This window comes from Actinomadura rubrisoli, from assembly GCF_004349215.1.
Taxonomy (GTDB): Bacteria; Actinomycetota; Actinomycetes; order Streptosporangiales; family Streptosporangiaceae; genus Spirillospora; species Spirillospora rubrisoli.
The window spans coordinates 1-16,152 of sequence record NZ_SMKU01000207.1 but is presented as its reverse complement, the minus strand read 5'-3'; the positions used below and the strand labels follow the sequence as shown (position 1 = coordinate 16,152).

Genomic DNA, 16,152 nt, shown 5'->3' with positions numbered 1-16,152 from the left:
GGGTTGAGCCGGGCGGCGGGGTTCAAGGAGCGGTCGTTCGGGGTCGGGGCGTTCGATGTGCTGGAGTCGCAGCTCGATCGGGTCTTCGAGGGGGACGAGCGGGTCTTCCGGGACGATCTGAACGGGTCGCCGGGATGGCGGTACGGCGGGTACCGGGTGCTGACGAAGCGGCATGAGTTCGGGGCCGTCCGGGCGATTCGGTGGGATCGGGAGCGGCCGACCAAGCAGGCCGTTGCGCGGCAGGGGTATGTGGAGGATCCGCAGCTGTCGCTGGATCTGGGGCTCCGGGTGCGCGACACGCCCGGGGTCGTGACGCTGGTGCTGGCGCACAGCGCCAGCGAGGAGCCGCTGGAGATGGAGCTGTTCCTGGGGCGGCCCAGGTGGAACGCCGATGGAGGGACGGCGTGGCACTGGGTGAAGGAGCTGGGTGATGAGGCGCTCGGGCGTGATCCACGCCGTAAGCTCGTCGAGCGAACGATGCCGCTGTGGGCCGAGGGTGAAGCCGATGTGCCGATGCGGCTCCGCGACGAGACGAGCACTGAAACGGCCTAGTGAACGATGATCGGACGGCCCGGCGGGTCGCCGAGGCGCGGCTGCTGTTCGACTGCGAGCGGCTGACGCTGGCCCGGCGGCTCAGGGGGCTGCGCAAGAACCAGCTCGCGCAGAGCGTGGGGACGACGCCGAAGGCGATCGGGCAGTATGAGGCCGGCGTGCATCGGCCCTCGGAGGGGACGCTCTCGAAGCTGGCGATCGCGTTGGGCGTGCCGGTGGAGTTCTTCCATGCCGGGTGGAGTCCGGTGTCGATGGACGGGGCCCATTTCCGTTCGTTGCGGTCGACGACCCAGATCGAGCGGGACCAGGCGTTGGCCTACGGGCGGATCGCGACAGATGTCGTGGCGGTGTTGGAGGATCTCGTCGATTTCCCGGCGGTGAATCTGCCGGAGTACTCGGTGCCGCCGGACGAGATCGCCGGGAGCGGGCCGGTGGAGGCGGCGAAGGTCGCCAGGAAATCGCTCGTGGGGGCGTCTGGGCCGGTGCCGCATGTGGTGCGGCTGCTGGAGGCGCATGGGGTGCTGGTGCTCGTCCTGCCGGAGGCGGCCGAGCGGGTCGACGCGTTCAGCGTGGGGCTCCACCCGCGGCCGATGGTCTTCTTCAATCCGGCTAAGGGTGACTATTGGCGCAACCGATTCGACGGGGCGCACGAGCTCGGGCATTTGGTCATGCACGCCGACGCCGAGCCGGGGGAAAAGATCGTCGAGGATCAGGCGCACCGGTTCGCGGCGGAATTCTTGATGCCGGAGGAGGATATCGCGGGTGAATTGCCGGGGACGGCGGATTGGGACCGGCTTGCGGCTTTGAAGGCGACATGGGGCGTCAGCATGGCCGCGCTGCTCTACCGGGCGCGCACGCTGAAGATCATGGACGAGGGCGCGTACCGCGCCGCGATGAGCACCTTGAGCGCTCGGGGGTGGCGGCGGCAGGAGCCCGGGGAGGTCAGGCCGCTGGAGCAGCCCTCGATGCTGACCAGGGCGGTGGAGTTGGTCGGTGGCGCCGGCACCGACCGTGACCGGCTGGCCGAGCGGGCGCGGGTCACGCGCGCCGATCTGGATCTGCTGGTCCCGCGCCGCTGACCACCGAAATGGAACGATCCTGATAGTGAATTCGACAAGGCGTCGCCATTTGTACAGCGGCGGCGAAGTGACATATCTCTGACTGACGGTTCCCTGCGCATTGGCCATTGCGTGTGAGAGGCTCCGAGGGTTGTCAGGACGTAGGAGACCCTGGAGATCTTGTGCTGGACAATCGGCAGGCGGGGCCGACCGCGCTGCGTCTGCAGATCGGGGCGCGGCTGCGGCGGCTGCGCGAGGACAAGGGCGTCGGACGTGCCGAGGCCGGGGCGGCGATCCGCGGATCGGCGTCCAAAATCAGCCGGCTGGAGCTCGGGCGCCACAGCTTCAAGGCGCGGGACGTGCGCGACCTGCTCGACCTTTACGGCGTGCAGGATCCGGAGGAGCGCGAGAGCCTGCTGCTGCTCGTCCGAGAGGCGAAGAAGCCCGGCTGGTGGCAGGCCTATGGCGACGTGGTGCCCGCCTGGTTCGAGCAGTACCTGGGGCTGGAGCAGTCCGCCACGTCGATCCGCACCTACGAGGTGCAGTACGTCCCGGGCCTGCTGCAGACGCGTGACTATGCGCGTGCCGTCATCGGGCTGGAACACCACGACGCACGGCACGAGGGGCTCGACCGGCGCCTCACCGTCCGGATGACCAGGCAGGAGATCCTGCACCGGGCGGTCGCCCCGGTAACGCTGTGGACGGTCATCGACGAGGCGGCGCTGCGTCGTCCGATCGGCGGCTCGGCCGTGATGCGCGGCCAGATCGAGCATCTGATCGCGATCTCGGAAGAGATGAGCAACGTGCGAGTGCAGGTCCTGCCGTTCACGGCGGGCGGCCACCTCGCGCTGGGCGGCCCGATCACGATCGTCCGCTTCGCGCAGCACGAACTGGACGACATGGTCTACCTGGAGCAACTGACCGGCGCCCGCTACCCCGACCGGATGGAGGCCGCCCGCTACCAGGAGGTCATGGACCTGCTGGCCATCCGCGCCGCCCAGCCCGCCCGCACCACCGCATTCCTCAAGGACCTGCTCGCCGAGCACTGAACCCTCCGATACACGCCGCGAGGACGATGACTCGCCACACCCGCCGGGACGGGAGAGCGAACGCTGCCCGGTTGCGTCCTGCACACCCCGGCCGCACGGCTGGACGATGAGCGCAACCGCCGCGCGCTGTCAGACGGCGACCGCCGGTCAGGGACGGCGACCGTGGCCCGCAGCAGAGGCGGGCTCCGGTGGTTTGTTCACTTCGCGTCGTCCGGATGCGGGACGGAGGGGCCGTGCGGGTTCGCTCGGTGGCGGGAGGTGGGGTGTGAGGTGCGCTTTGGGCTTCCTGGGTGACTTCTCTGGCCCGGCCACGCTGCGGTCAGGGGGGAGCCGTCGTCAAGGTTCGGTGGCGCGGCCTTTGAGTCGTCGGAGTGGGCTTGTTGCGGCCAGTGTGGCTGGGACCAGCAGGAACGCGCCGCCTGCCGTCAGTAGAGCACCGCCTGCCGCTCCGCCGGCCAGCGCGACCAGCACCGGGACGGTGGGCTGGGCTATGCCCCAGGACGAGCCGTGGAAGGCGAACCAGCGGGGGCGTTCGGCCTCCGGGGCCAGCTCGGCGATCATCGCCTGCCACCGGCCCTGGAGGACGCTGTCGACCGCCGCCCAGGCCAGGTAGGCGGCGACCATGAGGGGGACGGCTCGTCCGGCGGCCATGGTGAGGGCCAGTAGGCCCAGCACGATCGTGCCGACGGCCAGGACGGGCTCGTGCCTGAGGCCGGACAGGATCCGGCGGCCGAAGTGGCCGGTCAGCGGGGCCAGCAGGGCGGCACCGGTCAGCGCGAGGCCCGGTAACCACTCGGGTGCCCCGCGCTGGAGCAGGGCGAACGGCATGAACATCAGGACGGCCAGGCATCCGCATGCGAAAGCCGTGCCTGCGACCGTCAGGCGGACGAGCGGTCCGGGTGGCCGCCAGCGCCCGCCGCCGCCCACGCGCGACGCGCCTGGCCGGACCGGTTCGGGTTCGAGGAAGGCCAGCGCTACGGCCGCCGCTACCAGGCAGGTCACCGCGTCCACCACGACGAGCCACCGGACCCCGATCGGGAGGAGGACGGCGGCGAGCAGTCCGCCGACGGCTCCGGCCGCGACGAGCGATGTTCCGAGCAGGCCGTAGACGTCGCCGCGGCGCCCGTGCTCGGACGCGGTGATCCGGGCGAGCGACTCCTGCGTCGCGGGCTCGTAGAGCTCGAACGCGAGCCCGACCAGCGCGATGGCGGCGAGGACGAGCCAGGAACCGCGCGCGGCGGCCAGCAGCAGCATGGCGGCGCCCGTCGCCGTCAGCCCCAGGACGATCACCGTGCGCGGTGCCAGCCGGTCGAGCAGCACTCCGCCGAGCCAACGCGAGACGAGGGCCGCGATGCCGAAGACCCCCAACGCCCAAGCCGCCAGATCGGGCCCGGCGAGCACCGCCAAGAACGCCAGGACATACGCGCCGAGCTGGTTGAGCACGCGCACGCCCACCAGCGCCTTCGCCGCCCGCGGCAGATCCCCCGTCACGCCGCAACAGTACGGACCCCCTCCGACAATTCTGTACGGTCATCTCCATGCCACCGAACCGGACGACCGCAGCCCGCGCGGCGAAGCTCCCCAAGAAGCCCGCGCCGCCGAAGCTCCCCGCCGCGCCGGCCCCCGCGAAGCTGCCCGAGCACGATCTCGTCGACGACGGGCTCTACCGGGAGCTGTCGTTCGGACCGCTGGACCTGTCAGGACGGGACGCCGAGAGCGTCGAGATCGAGCGCTGCGTGTTCAACGGGACGCTGTTCCCGGCGACCGTCCTGGAGCGCGCCTCGGTCTCCGATTCCACGTTCGACCGCTGCGATCTGGCGAACCTGAGGCTGACCAGCGCGCGGACGTTCACCACCGTCCTGTCCGGGTCGAGGATGACCGGCGGTGCGTTCACCGACTGCACGTTCCAGGACGTGGTGTTCGACTCGTGCCGCGCGGATCTGGCGGGGTTCCGGTTCAGCACGTTCAGGCGGGCGGTGTTCCGCGACTGCAATCTGGAGGGCGTGACGTTCCAGAACGCCGACGTGCGCGGCGTCCGGTTCGAGGGCTGCCGGCTGAGCGGGGCCCAGTTCAGCGGCGCGACGATGACCGGCGCCCGGTTCTCCGGTTGCGACCTACGGGGCGTGGGCGGGGTCCAGAGCCTCCGCGGCGCGATCGTGGCCGCGGAGGACGCGGCGGGCCTGCTGTCCAGCCTCGCCGCCGACCTCGACATCACCATCGAGGACGCACCATAGTCGAACATACGTTTGACTCGCCTTGTATATTGGCTGCATGACAGGCGTTTTCCAAGGCTCGCTGCTGGACTGCACCGGCGAGGACGGCCCGCGCCCCCTGGGCTCCGCACGGCGGACGCGGCTGGCCCACGGCGCCTGGATCGACGTCCTGCCCGGCTGGATCCCCGGGGCCGACGCGCTGTTCGAGCGGCTTCTCGCGACCGTCCCGTGGCGGGCGGAGAGCCGACGCATGTACGACAAGGTCGTGGACGTCCCGCGCCTGCTGGCGTTCTACGAGGAGGGCTCCGCGCTGCCCGACCCCGTCCTGGACAAGGCCAAGGCGGCCCTCGACGCGCACTACACGCCCGAGCTGAGCGAGCCGTTCCGCACCGCCGGGCTCTGCCTGTACCGCGACGGCCGCGACAGCGTCGCCTGGCACGGCGACCAGATCGGACGCGGCGCCACGGAGGACACGATGGTCGCGATCCTGTCCGTCGGCGCGCCGCGTTCGCTGCTGCTGCGTCCGCGCGACGGCGGCGAGACGATCCGCCATGACCTCGGCCACGGCGACCTCATCGTGATGGGCGGCAGCTGCCAGCGCACCTGGGAACACGCGATCCCGAAGAGCGGCCGCGCGGCGGGGCCGCGCATCAGCGTCCAGTTCCGCCCCCGCGACGTCCGCTGACCGGAGCTCCAGGCCGCCCCGGCCCAAGAGCCTCGCGGGCGCCTGAGGGCGATGGCACCATGACGGCGATTCTTCTGGGTGCGGAGGAGACCCGTTGCTGCGTCTGGTCGTGGAGGGTGCCGTCCGACCTCGTCCCGGACGGCACCCGCGGGTCGTCGCCGCGCTCCTGAACGCCGAGCGCGACCGGTTTCCGGGAGGGCAACGGCCGGGAGGTCGACAAGCTGTTCCGGTCGTCGGTCACCGCGCACGCCCGGCGCACCGAGCACGCCCGGCGCACCGAGCAACTCGCGGGCGGCGGCGAGCAGCTCGCTACTCTTCTCAGAAGACATCACCCTCTGACACCGCCACGTCGCCTCGCTTTGTTAGCACCAGACAACTCCGGGGCGGTGCTCGTCTCGGCCAAGGCGTGGATGGGTCCAGGCAGGCGGCCGCTGGTCTCCTCCACGGTCGGGACGCGCGGGCTCGGCGACTCGTGCGCCCCGTCCTACTCCCTCGCCGGCGACGACGCCCTTGAGCTGCGACTCCGACGCGCAGGACCTGGCCGGCTCGGCGGCCCAGCCCGGGTGGTGTAGTCGACGATCTTCTTAACGCCGTCGAGATCAGCGTCGAGGCGCCGTCCAGGCTCAGCAGGCAGACGTTCTCGACCTTTGAGCAGCTCCCGGCCCTTGCCGTTCAAGTACTTGCCGAGGTCCACGTCGGGGTAGGCGGTGTCGTAGCCGACCGTCGCCATGAACATCAGGGTGAAGAACGGTGTGCCGTCCAGGCCCGCGGCCACCGCCCGCAGGTTCCGCCGGGACGCCGCCTGACCAGGGCCCGGCCTCCTCGTCGACGAGCCGCCCTTATGGAAGTCTTCATGAGGCGGCTCGCCGCGATCGTCACCGGGCGAGATCGAAGTTGGACGACGCCGCCGCCGGGACGGGGGGAGAGAACGCGACGTGACGGTCACCTTGGTGACGGGCGGCAACCGGGGCATCGGGCTGGAGGTCTGCCGGCAGCTCGCGGCGCGCGGCCATGAAGTGCTGCTCGGCGCCCGCTCGCCGCAGGCCGCCGAACGCGCGGCGCAGGAGGTCGGCGCGACACCGCTGCGGCTGGACGTGACGTCCGCCGAGGACATCGAGGCCGCCGCCGCACGGATCGAGCACCTGGACGTCCTGGTCAACAACGCGGCCATCACCTACGACACCTGGCAGCGGGCGGTGACCGCCGACCTCGACGTCGTCCGCGAGGCCGCCGAGACCAACCTGTACGGGCCCTGGCGGCTGACGCAGGCCCTGCTGCCCGCGCTCCGCCGCGGCCGCCACGGCCGGATCGTGAACGTCTCCAGCGAGATCGCCTCGCTGGCCGGCATGGGCGGCGGTACGCCCGCCTACACCGCGTCCAAGACCGCCCTCAACGCGCTGACCCGGATGCTCGCCGCCGAGTTGCGCGCCGACGGCGTCCTCGTGAACGCCATCTGCCCCGGTTGGGTCGCGACCGACATGGGCGGCCCCGGCGGACGTCCCGTCGCCGACGGCGCGGCGGGCATCGTGTGGGCCGCGACCCTGCCCGACGACGGCCCGACCGGAGGCTTCTTCCGGGACGGCCGTCCACTCCCCTGGTAAAGCGCCTGTTCCTGGACGCGGCGCGCGCCATGCCGGTCCGTTGCCGGGGTCCAGCGCGCCGGTCAGGTCGCCGGGCAGGTGGTTCCCCGGGCGGGCACCTTGAGGGAGATCAGGTACTCGTCGATCGTGTCCCGCATGCAGGGGCCGCGGTTGTAGGAGCCGTGCCCGGAGCCCTCGTAGGTGAGGAGCGTGCCCGTCCGGCCGAGCTGGCGGGCCACGTTCCGTGCCCATGCATAGGGCGTGGCCGGGTCGTGGCGCGCGTTCGACAACAGGATCGGCGCGCTGCCGTGCACCTTCAATCGATGCTGCGGGTTCCTGACGGGCTGCGGCCAGCCGAGGCACTTCGTGACGGCTACGACGGGCCGCGCCTGGGTCATGTCGGGCGCGATCTTCTTCATGCGGCGCATCAGCCCGGCGTACTCCTTGTAGCCGCGCACCTGGAGTCCCCAGTCGGAGCAGAACTGGGCGGTGAAGTTGTCCGTGCCGGTGGGTTCCGGGTCCTTCGGGGCGGACGGACCGGCGGCAGGCGTGGCGGGCGTAGCGGGTGCGGTGGGCGTAGCGGGCTTGCTCGCGTCCAGGGCGACCAGTTCCGACGCCAGCCCCGCCCAGTCGGGACCGTAGAACGCCTTGTACGCCTTGAGGACGAGCCCGAACTCGGGCAGCACGGAACCGGGATGGTCCAGATCGGGCAGATCACCGCGTGCGGCCCGCGCGCGCAGGCCACGCCAGATCGCGCGGACGTCCTTGCCGTGCAGGGCGCAAGACGTCGTCCGTCCGCACCATGCCACGAACTGGTCGAACGAGTCCTGCGCCGCGACCAGTTCCGACTCCAGGAACGGCCGGGCCGTGCGCAGACTGTGGTCGTCGACGCTCTCCAGCACCATCGCACGGATCCGCTTCGGGAACGTCTCGGCATACATCTCGCCCAGCAGCGTCCCGTACGAGCTGCCGTGGAAAGTCAGCTTGGACTCGCCGAGTGCGGCGCGGATCGCGTCCACGTCCCGGACGGTGCTGAGCGTGTCGGCGTGGTCGTACAGCGGGCCGGTGCGCCTACGGCAGTCGTCCCGGAGCCGCTTGTTGTAGTCGAGGGTCGCCGCGAACTCCTTCCGGCTCGTGATCACCGGCGACGGGGAGTCGCGGAGCAGGGCGGCCGAGCACGTCACAGGATGGCTCGCGCCGATTCCGCGCGGGTCGAAGCTGACGATGTCGAAGCGCCGCTGGAGCCGCTCGCTGAACCGGTCGATGCCGTCCTTGAGCTTGGTGACCCGCTGCACGCCCGAGTCGCCGGGCCCACCGGGACCGAACACGAGCGTGCCGACGCGCGCGTCCGGTCCCTTGGCCTTGCGGCGAGCAATGGCCAGCTCGAACGTCGCACCGTCTGGGTGGGCCCAATCGATCGGCAGACGCAGGGAACCGCACTTGGCCTTACCGTCGTCACCACACGCGCGCCACGCAATCGGTGCCGTGGTGAACGCTCTGGTGGGAGTCGGTGGCGCCGCTCTGGCGGTTCTCGGTGCCGCCTCCGCCGCGCCCACCGCCGCCGCGCCCGCCGTCGTCGGGACGGCCGCGCCGGTGAGCGCGACGCCCGCCGCGATGGATGCTCCCCAAGCCGCCCGCCTGTGCTTTCGCAGCATGAACGCTGTCCTTCCATGAAGGGACGTCACTGTGAGACCCGCCGTTGGGACGAGTGGTGCGAAGACCTGTTCCGGTCGCCGGGTGGCAGCCCGGCGACCGGGCCGCAGTGATCACGGTAAGGCGGCGCTCCGTCCCGCGACAGGGTGATCAGGGACGGACCAGGGGTGCTCTCAGGGTCGCCTCAGGGTCCGGCCGCGTCAGGACCTGCGCAGGGCCAACTGGAGGACCTGGGCGAGGTGGAGGGCGTGACGGCCGGTGCCCTGCGCGACCTGCGTCCGGCAAGAGAAGCCGTCGGCGAGGACGAGTCCGCCGTCCGCACCGCGCACCTTCGGATACAGTTCGCGTTCGGCGCAGCCCTGGGAGACGTCCCAGTGGCCTGGTTCAAAGCCGAAGTTGCCGGCGAGGCCGCAGCACCCGGCGCCGATGACGTCCGGCTCCACGCCGAGGCGCTCCAGGACGGCGAGATCGGGCGCGTACGAGCCCTTGGCCTCCTGGTGGCAGTGCACCTGCGCGATCGCGGCGGAGTCCAGCCGTCTGAACGGCCAGTCGCCGTCGTGGCGGGCGACCAGTTCGGCCAGGGTGACGGTCACGTCGGCGAGGGTCCGAGCGCGCGGGTCGTCCGGGAGCAGCTCGGGTGCCTCGTCGCGCAGCATCACCGTGCAGGACGGTTCGAGCCCGACGATGGGGAGCCCCGCGTCCAGCGCGGGCGCCAGGATGCCGAGGGTGTGCCGCAGGACGCGGCGCGCGACGCCGAGCTGGCCGGTCGAGTGCCAGGTCAGGCCGCAGCAGACGCGGCCCGGCGGGATCAGCACCCGGTACCCGAGGGCCTCCAGAACCTCGACTGCGGCCCGTCCGACCTCGGGCGCGTGGTGCTCGGTGAAGGTGTCGGGCCACAGGACGACCGTGCCCGCCCGTCCCACGGGCCTCGGGCCGCCACCGTGCGACGCGCGGAACCATTGGCGCAACGTCCGCGCCGCGAAACGGATCATCTCGCGGCGCGGCTCCACCCCCGCGGCGCGCTTGACGGCCGCGGCGATCGGCTCGCGGGACATCGCGGCGTTCACCATCCGGGACGTCCCGGGGACGGCGGTGGCGAGGCGGGACCACAGCGGCAGCCAGCCCATCGAGTAGTGCGCCATCGGACGGCGGCGTCCGGCGTAGTGGCGGTACAGGAATTCCGCCTTATAGGTCGCCATGTCGACATTCACGGGACAGTCGCTCGCGCACGCCTTGCACGACAGGCACAGGTCGAGGGCGTCGCGGACCTCGCGCGAGCGCCATCCGTCCGTCAGGGACTCGCCGCGCAGCATCTCCGCCAGCACGCGGGCCCGGCCCCGGGTGGAGTGCACCTCGTCCCGGGTCACCTTGAACGACGGGCACATCGCGCCGCTCTCAAGGTTGCGGCAGGCGCCGACACCCACGCAGCGGTGCACGGCCGCGGCGAACGACCCATTGTCGCGGCTAAGCGCATGGACAGGCGTAACCGCCAACGCATCACCTGCGCCAGGCCGGAGCGCATCACGGCCAGCCTCCGAACGGAGTGCGTCACGGCCGGTTCCCGGCCGAAGCGCATCACCGCGCGAGCCGAGATGCGCGTCGCGCTGGGGGAACACGCCGCGGTGGAGGAGCGCGTCGCGGCCGGGGCCGGGGCGGAGGTCGGCGTCCAGCGGGGCCGGGTCGACGATCACGCCGGGGTTGAGCCGGCGCTCCGGGTCGAAGACGGCCTTGAACGCGGCGAACGCGTCCAGCAGCTCCGGCGAGTACATCTCGGCGAGCAGCTCCGAGCGCGCGCGGCCGTCACCATGCTCGCCGGACACGCTCCCGCCGTGGGACAGGACGAGGCGCGCGGCGTCCTCGATGAACGACCGGTAGCCGGCGACACCGAGCGGGTCGTCCAGGCCGAAGTCCAGGCGAAGGTGCAGGCAGCCCTCACCGAAGTGCCCGTACGGGACGCCGCGCAGGCCGTGCTCGCCCATCAGCCCGTAGAGGTCGCGCAGATATCCGGCGAGCCGGGCGGGCGGGACGGCGGAGTCCTCCCAGCCGGGCCACGCCTCCCCACCGTCCGGCAGCCGGGTCACGATTCCGGACCCGGCCTCGCGAATCCACCACAGCGCCCGCATCCGCGCCGGGTCGTCGACCACGACGGACGTCGTCCCCGGCACCCGCTCGCGGACGATCTCGGCCAGCGCGTGGGCGGCGTCGCGGGCGTCGGCGGCCGTGTCACCGCCGAGTTCGCAGTAGAGCCAGCCGCCTCCGGGCGGCAGGTCGGCGCCCGCGTCCGCACGTCCGGGCTGCTGCCGCAGGGCGGTGAGGAGGTCGGCGGCCATCCCTTCGACCGTCAGCGCACCGGCCTGCGCGGCGAACGGGGCGACCTCGGCGGCGACGTACACGTCCGGGAAACCAAGCACGGCCAGCGCGCGCGCCTTCGGCACCGGGACGAGGCTGACGGTGGCTTCTGTGACGAGACCGCACGTCCCTTCGGCGCCGACGAGCGCCTTGGCCACATCGAAGCCGTTCTCCGGCAGCAGATGGTGCAGACCGTAGCCGGACACCTGACGGCTGAACCTGCCCAGTTCCGTCCGGAGCGGCGCTAGGTGCGCGTCGCGGAGCCGGGTCAGCACGGCGTCGATGGCGGCGTCCCCAGAGGAGCCCTTCGCCGCGTCCAGCTCGCGGTCTCCGGGCAGGAGCAGGCGCATGCTCTCGACGTTCGCGGACGTGATGCCCCAGGCCACGCTGTGCGACCCGCACGCGTTGTTGCCGATCATCCCGCCGAGCGTGCAACGCGAATGGCTTGACGGGTCGGGGCCGAAGGTCAGCCCGTACAGGGCCGCTTCGGCGCGCAGATCATCCAGCACCACGCCCGGCTCGACGACGGCCGTCCGCGCTTCGGGATCGATGCAGCGGACGCGCCGCAGATGCCGGGACGTGTCGATGACGATCCCGGCGCCGATGGAGTTGCCCGCGATCGACGTCCCGCCGCCCCGCATCGTCACCGGCAGGCCCTCGGCGCCGGCCAGCTCCAGGATCCGGGCGAGGTCGTCCGTGGAGCGCGGCTCTGCAACGGCCACCGGGACCCGCCGGTAGATGGAGGCATCGGACGAGTAGGCGGCCCGGACGGTCAGGTCAGTGCGGAAGACGCCGGGGAGCGCGGCGTCCAGCCGGCGAGCGTGATCGGACACCTGCCCAGGCTAGAGCCCAGACCCGGTCCCCCGCAGGCCGTAGCAGACCGTCACGATGATCGTGGGCGGCCTCCGGGCCGCCTGGGAGCGGCCGGGGGTCGGCCGGAGCCCGTCGCGGGCCGGCACGGAGTCCGCGACGGGCTTGACCGGACTCTTGTCGAGACCTCGTCAGAAGTCGCCGTAAAATGCTTCATTCCCTTGTGGTATTCACCAATTTCGGCGAGTTGGACGCGAGATGAGTCGCGTGACTCAACGGCCGTCCAGATCTCCGTTCTGGATGGCGTCCACGAGTGCGCGCCACTGGGTGGAATTGAGGGCGAGCATGCCTGCGGACGGGGCTCGCGAGTCGCGGACCAGCACCGATGGGCCGGCCGCCGCCACCTCCACGCAGTCGCTGCCTTCCCCGCTCCCGCTGCCCTTCCGCCAGGTCAGCTCTGACCCCTGAATCGACCGATAGACCATCCAGCAACCCTCCATTCGTTGCCGGCGGGTGCCGCCTCGCCAACCGATCGGGGCAGGAACACCCGCCAGGCGAGAGCCAAGCAGGGCACAACAAACCACGACCTTGTGGAAAATTTCCCGATCACGAGTGTAAACGGTTCTAGTTATTCCGCCTACACGGGAACACAAGATCACGTTGCGTGCTATGAAGGCCACTCGCCTTGTGGATGGCCGATACGGCTGTCACCTCCGGTCGAATGAGGGAGTGCGGCTGGGAGTCAGGCCATCAGGTCCTCGGCGGCCTGCCGGATCAGCGCAAGCGACTCGTCGGCCGACAGTGCCTCGTCCTGGAGAATCTCGAAGTTGTCGCGGTACTCGGCGATCTGCTCGTCGTTGCCGGTGATCATCACGTTGGCTCCCGCCCGGCCCTCCAGGTAGAGGACGTCGTTGAGGCCGCCCTCGAACTCAAGGACCGTGAACGGCCCGTAGATGCCGAGATGCGCGCCGACGCTGAACGGGATGACCCTGACGGTCAGTGCCTCGTTCGCCTCGACGGAGTCGGCGATATGACGGAGCTGGTTGGGCATGATCGCCGGGTCGACCTTGATGCCGACATGGCGGCGGACCACGGCCTCGTCGATGATGTAGTACTGGCGCGGCGGGTTCTCGCGCTTGGCGAGCTCCTGCTGCCGCTGAATGCGGAGCTTCACCCCGAACGCCTGCTGCTGCGGGGAGACCATCCCCGTGGAGAGGACCTGTGCGTACTCCGGCGTCTGGATCAGACCGGGCACCACCGTCCCGTGGAAGTGACGGATGTACGCCGCCCCCGCGGCGTAGCCGACGTAGGTGAGGAAGGCATCGTCGAACTCCCCCCGGTAGGAGTTCCACCAGGCGGGCTCGCGCGCGCCGCGCGCCAGCGACTGGAGCCGCTCCTGCCTGCTCTCGGAGCTCACGTCATACACGGAGAGCAACGCCTGCAGGTCTGTCCTGGTGATGGCGTTCTTCCCTCCTTCCACCCGGATGAGCTTCGATGGCGACCATTCGAGCCTCCTCGCCACCTGCTCCTGCGTCATACCTTTCTCTTTGCGGAGGCGGACGAGCTCAGTGCGCAATAGCGCGCTCTGGACGATTGGCCCCTGGTCAGTTGTCATGTAGATCGTCACCCTGTGTCATCGATGCCAGCAGCACAACTGCCAGCTGGCAGTCAGCGACGTGACGGAATACATGACGCCACATCGTCATGCTCCCCTCGTACTGGATCTCGGCCTCACGGACCGACCCCCCGTCACGTGGCTGAAAATACATCTGGAGCTGGCAGTGTGCTGCATGTCGGCTAACTATGTTGTAGCGTGCTAGGTAGCAGATTAGCAGGCTTCGCGATGCCATAGGACGTCCTGCTAGCTTGAGGCGAAGGTTTCCTGAACGCAGGGTGAGCAACAGGGGGCGCCGCGGCGACCGTCCCAGGCGCACCGGCTGAGGGGAGCCGATCAGGAGGTCACCCCGAATACGGACATTTCGCCAGTATCGAGGAAAAAAGGAATAGAGCCGTCCCCACCTTTCACCGGTCACCGGTTGCGAGCCAAGACGATCGGCGAAAAGTGGAGAACGGCTCCCTGGGCCGCTAGGCGCGCGTGCCGGGCCTTCGGGCTACCCTGCGAAAACGCGGTGACACCCCGGCTGACCTGGCAAAACGTTCCCTGCGGACTCACCCAGTCTAACCGCGATCACGCGGTACGGGCTATAGGTGATGTGACTTCGGTCGCCGACGACACCCGGTCCCGGGCGATCCAGACGGCCAGTTGACGGCTCCGGAGACGCAATTCAATGCATGGGGTTCCCGTGATGATGTCGAGACAGCAGAATCGTCCCCCAACCTTTGACGTCCACCCCACCAAGCCGCCCGCTCCTGCCAAGGGGGTGCGGTGATGGCCGAACGCGAGCACCGGCACGACCCGGACCTGCTCGTTCCCTCCACGCTCGGCGCCCCGAGCGATCTCCCCCCGTCCCCCGAGCCGTCGACCCCTACACGGGCCCTGTCCAAGACCGGCCGCGGCGAGCCCGAGCCCGGCGAGCAGGAGTCCGAGACCGGCCACCCGGGCCACAGCGTGCGATCGGCCGGAACCGGTCGACATGCCCGCACGCCCCACGGGCGAGGCTTCTGGCAGGCCCTCACGCCCGTGGAGCAGGCCGCGCTCGTGGTCTCTGCCCAGGAGGCCGTCTTCCCCATCGGCGACGTGCTGTGGCGCGAGGGCCAGGCCGCCGACCACCTCCTGGTACTCCGCTCCGGCTGGATCAGGGTCTGCGTCGAGCGTGAGGGACGCGAACAGATCGTCGCGTTCCGAGGCCCCGGCGACATCATCGGCGAACGCGCCGCCCTGCTCTTGCGGCAGCGGTCGGCCACCGTCGTCGCGATGGACACCGTCCGGGCCCTGCGCATGACCACGCAGGAGTTCGCCGCCTACCTGACCGACCAGCCACGGGTGCTCGCCGTGCTGGAACGCGAGATGTACACCCGGCTGACCGAGCACGCCGGTGGCACGCCCCAGATGCCTCCGGTTCAGGAAACGCCGCCGTATGGCTCCGAGGGCGCACCCATGTACCCGGTGACTCACGCCTACGGCCCTGCCGCGCAGTACGGGCCACCACAGCGCTACGCGAGCACGCCGCCGTGCATGGCGAGCCCTTACGGCATCCGGCCGGAGGCATGGCACCCGTACGCGGAGCTGAACCCATACGCCGGGATACCGCCTTACGCGACCGAGTCACCGGCGAACACGTCCTGGCCGCCGTACCAGTCGATACCGCCTTTCCTCGCCGGATGGCCGTACCAGGCCGCCTCGCCTCACCAGGCCCTCTCGCCCCACCAGCCGGGGACGGCTCACCAGCCGGGGACGGCTCAGGAGACGACCGCGCCGCGGCAGAACGCACCACAGCAGGGCGCGCCGCGGCAGGGCGCGCCGCAGCAGAGCGTGCCGTCCTACCCGGCCGTCAGCACGCAACCGATGGTGGTCGTCCCGTCCGCCTCCCACGGCGACGCGGACGTGAGCACGGGCGCCGACGCGACGGTTCGCGGTGCGACGGCTCGGGGCGCGGTGCCGTCGTGGGCGGGGCAGAACTGCTCCATCCTGTTCACCGACATCGCCGGGTTCAGCGACGCGGTGCACCGCGACGACAGCGACCGCCTCGAAATGCGGAGCGCGATGTACGAGTTCTTGCGCGGGGCGTTCCAGGAGTCCAAGGTGCCCTGGGCCGCCTGCCACCACGAAGACCGCGGTGACGGCGCGCTCATCGTCGTCCCGCCCGAGATCCCGACCTCCGCCGTCATCGACCCGATGATCGCGCGGCTGGCCGTCCTGCTGCGCCGCCACAACCGCCGGTCCAGCAGGGCCGTCCGCATCCAGCTCAGGGCCGCCCTGCACGTCGGCCCCGTCATGCCCGACGCCGAGGGCGTGTCGGGCTGGCCCGTCATCCACACGGCCCGGCTGCTGGACGCCCCCGTCCTGAAGGAGCGGCTCGCCGCCACCGGAGCCGACCTCGGCTTCATCGCCTCGTCGTTCGTGTACGACTCCGTCATCGCCCACAGCCCCGGCTACGTGAACGCCGCCGATTACGAGCCCGTGGACTGCAAGGTCAAGGAGTCGGACGTCCAGGGATGGATGCACCTGCTGGGCGCACCCACTCCCCCCAACCACTGATCCCAGGCGCCCTGGCCCGCTCCCCGCACGGGCCCGCCGTGGGC

13 protein-coding genes are annotated in these 16,152 nt (G+C 70.8%); 7 read left to right on the top strand and 6 right to left on the bottom strand.

Annotated elements, in window-relative coordinates; translation table 11 throughout:
• From E1298_RS30405 to E1298_RS30395, 3 genes are all read left to right on the top strand, one after another.
• Positions 1 to 552 (top strand): hypothetical protein (locus E1298_RS30405; RefSeq protein ID WP_131899326.1); only part of this gene is annotated, 552 nt, incomplete at its 5' end.
• Positions 552 to 1,631, top strand: a complete 1,080-nt coding sequence (locus E1298_RS30400; RefSeq protein ID WP_131899324.1) for an XRE family transcriptional regulator — start codon at positions 552 to 554, stop codon at positions 1,629 to 1,631. The genes E1298_RS30405 and E1298_RS30400, both read left to right, overlap by 1 nt.
• Before the next feature lie 161 nt (positions 1,632 to 1,792).
• Positions 1,793 to 2,659 carry a helix-turn-helix domain-containing protein gene (locus E1298_RS30395; protein WP_131899322.1) on the top strand — a complete coding sequence of 289 codons (867 nt, stop codon included), beginning with the start codon at positions 1,793 to 1,795 and terminating at the stop codon, positions 2,657 to 2,659.
• 336 nt (positions 2,660 to 2,995) lie between these two features.
• Here the strand turns inward: E1298_RS30395 and E1298_RS30390 are convergent, their stop codons facing one another.
• A complete protein-coding gene (locus E1298_RS30390) occupies positions 2,996 to 4,150 on the bottom strand; it encodes an MFS transporter (RefSeq protein WP_165975742.1) in 1,155 nt (384 codons plus the stop codon).
• A 47-nt stretch (positions 4,151 to 4,197) separates the two neighbouring features.
• Between E1298_RS30390 and E1298_RS30385 the strand changes: the two genes are divergently transcribed.
• Positions 4,198 to 4,893 carry a pentapeptide repeat-containing protein gene (locus E1298_RS30385; RefSeq protein ID WP_131899318.1) on the top strand — a complete coding sequence of 232 codons (696 nt, stop codon included), beginning with the start codon at positions 4,198 to 4,200 and terminating at the stop codon, positions 4,891 to 4,893.
• A gap of 37 nt (positions 4,894 to 4,930) precedes the next feature.
• Positions 4,931 to 5,557, top strand: a complete 627-nt coding sequence (locus tag E1298_RS30380) for an alpha-ketoglutarate-dependent dioxygenase AlkB (protein ID WP_131899316.1) — start codon at positions 4,931 to 4,933, stop codon at positions 5,555 to 5,557.
• Between the two features lie 484 nt (positions 5,558 to 6,041).
• Here the strand turns inward: E1298_RS30380 and E1298_RS48515 are convergent, their stop codons facing one another.
• The gene (locus E1298_RS48515; RefSeq protein WP_165975741.1) at positions 6,042 to 6,332 is read right to left on the bottom strand and encodes a hypothetical protein; all 291 of its coding nucleotides are present in this window, start codon (positions 6,330 to 6,332) and stop codon (positions 6,042 to 6,044) included.
• Between the two features lie 160 nt (positions 6,333 to 6,492).
• On the opposite strand from E1298_RS48515, the gene E1298_RS30370 reads away from it, so the two are divergent.
• Positions 6,493 to 7,158 (top strand): SDR family oxidoreductase, encoded by a 666-nt coding sequence (locus E1298_RS30370; protein ID WP_243725904.1) that lies wholly within the window; start codon positions 6,493 to 6,495, stop codon positions 7,156 to 7,158.
• A gap of 62 nt (positions 7,159 to 7,220) precedes the next feature.
• Here the strand turns inward: E1298_RS30370 and E1298_RS30365 are convergent, their stop codons facing one another.
• The 4 genes from E1298_RS30365 to E1298_RS30350 form a co-directional block, all read right to left on the bottom strand.
• Positions 7,221 to 8,792, bottom strand: a complete 1,572-nt coding sequence (locus E1298_RS30365) for an alpha/beta hydrolase (protein WP_131899312.1) — start codon at positions 8,790 to 8,792, stop codon at positions 7,221 to 7,223.
• Positions 8,793 to 8,990: 198 nt separating this feature from the next.
• Positions 8,991 to 11,972, bottom strand: a complete 2,982-nt coding sequence (locus tag E1298_RS30360; RefSeq protein WP_207944923.1) for an FAD-binding and (Fe-S)-binding domain-containing protein — start codon at positions 11,970 to 11,972, stop codon at positions 8,991 to 8,993.
• A 249-nt stretch (positions 11,973 to 12,221) separates the two neighbouring features.
• The gene (locus E1298_RS30355; protein WP_131899310.1) at positions 12,222 to 12,434 is read right to left on the bottom strand and encodes a DUF397 domain-containing protein; all 213 of its coding nucleotides are present in this window, start codon (positions 12,432 to 12,434) and stop codon (positions 12,222 to 12,224) included.
• Positions 12,435 to 12,691: 257 nt separating this feature from the next.
• Positions 12,692 to 13,564 carry a helix-turn-helix domain-containing protein gene (locus E1298_RS30350; RefSeq protein ID WP_131899308.1) on the bottom strand — a complete coding sequence of 291 codons (873 nt, stop codon included), beginning with the start codon at positions 13,562 to 13,564 and terminating at the stop codon, positions 12,692 to 12,694.
• 774 nt (positions 13,565 to 14,338) lie between these two features.
• Here E1298_RS30350 and E1298_RS30345 point away from each other — a divergent pair.
• On the top strand, positions 14,339 to 16,108 hold the full coding sequence (locus E1298_RS30345; RefSeq protein WP_131899306.1) for a cyclic nucleotide-binding domain-containing protein: 1,770 nt from the start codon (positions 14,339 to 14,341) through the stop codon (positions 16,106 to 16,108).
• Positions 16,109 to 16,152 lie beyond the last annotated feature (44 nt).

What these genes read in the sequence shown, in the direction of transcription:
- E1298_RS30350 (WP_131899308.1), bottom strand. Translation starts at nt 13,564, where the DNA reads ATGACAACTGACCAGGGGCCAATCGTCCAGAGCGCGCTATTGCGCACT.
- E1298_RS30355 (WP_131899310.1), bottom strand. Translation starts at nt 12,434, where the DNA reads ATGGTCTATCGGTCGATTCAGGGGTCAGAGCTGACCTGGCGGAAGGGC.
- E1298_RS30380 (WP_131899316.1), top strand. Translation starts at nt 4,931, where the DNA reads ATGACAGGCGTTTTCCAAGGCTCGCTGCTGGACTGCACCGGCGAGGAC.
- E1298_RS30365 (WP_131899312.1), bottom strand. Translation starts at nt 8,792, where the DNA reads ATGCTGCGAAAGCACAGGCGGGCGGCTTGGGGAGCATCCATCGCGGCG.
- E1298_RS30385 (WP_131899318.1), top strand. Translation starts at nt 4,198, where the DNA reads ATGCCACCGAACCGGACGACCGCAGCCCGCGCGGCGAAGCTCCCCAAG.
- E1298_RS30345 (WP_131899306.1), top strand. Translation starts at nt 14,339, where the DNA reads ATGGCCGAACGCGAGCACCGGCACGACCCGGACCTGCTCGTTCCCTCC.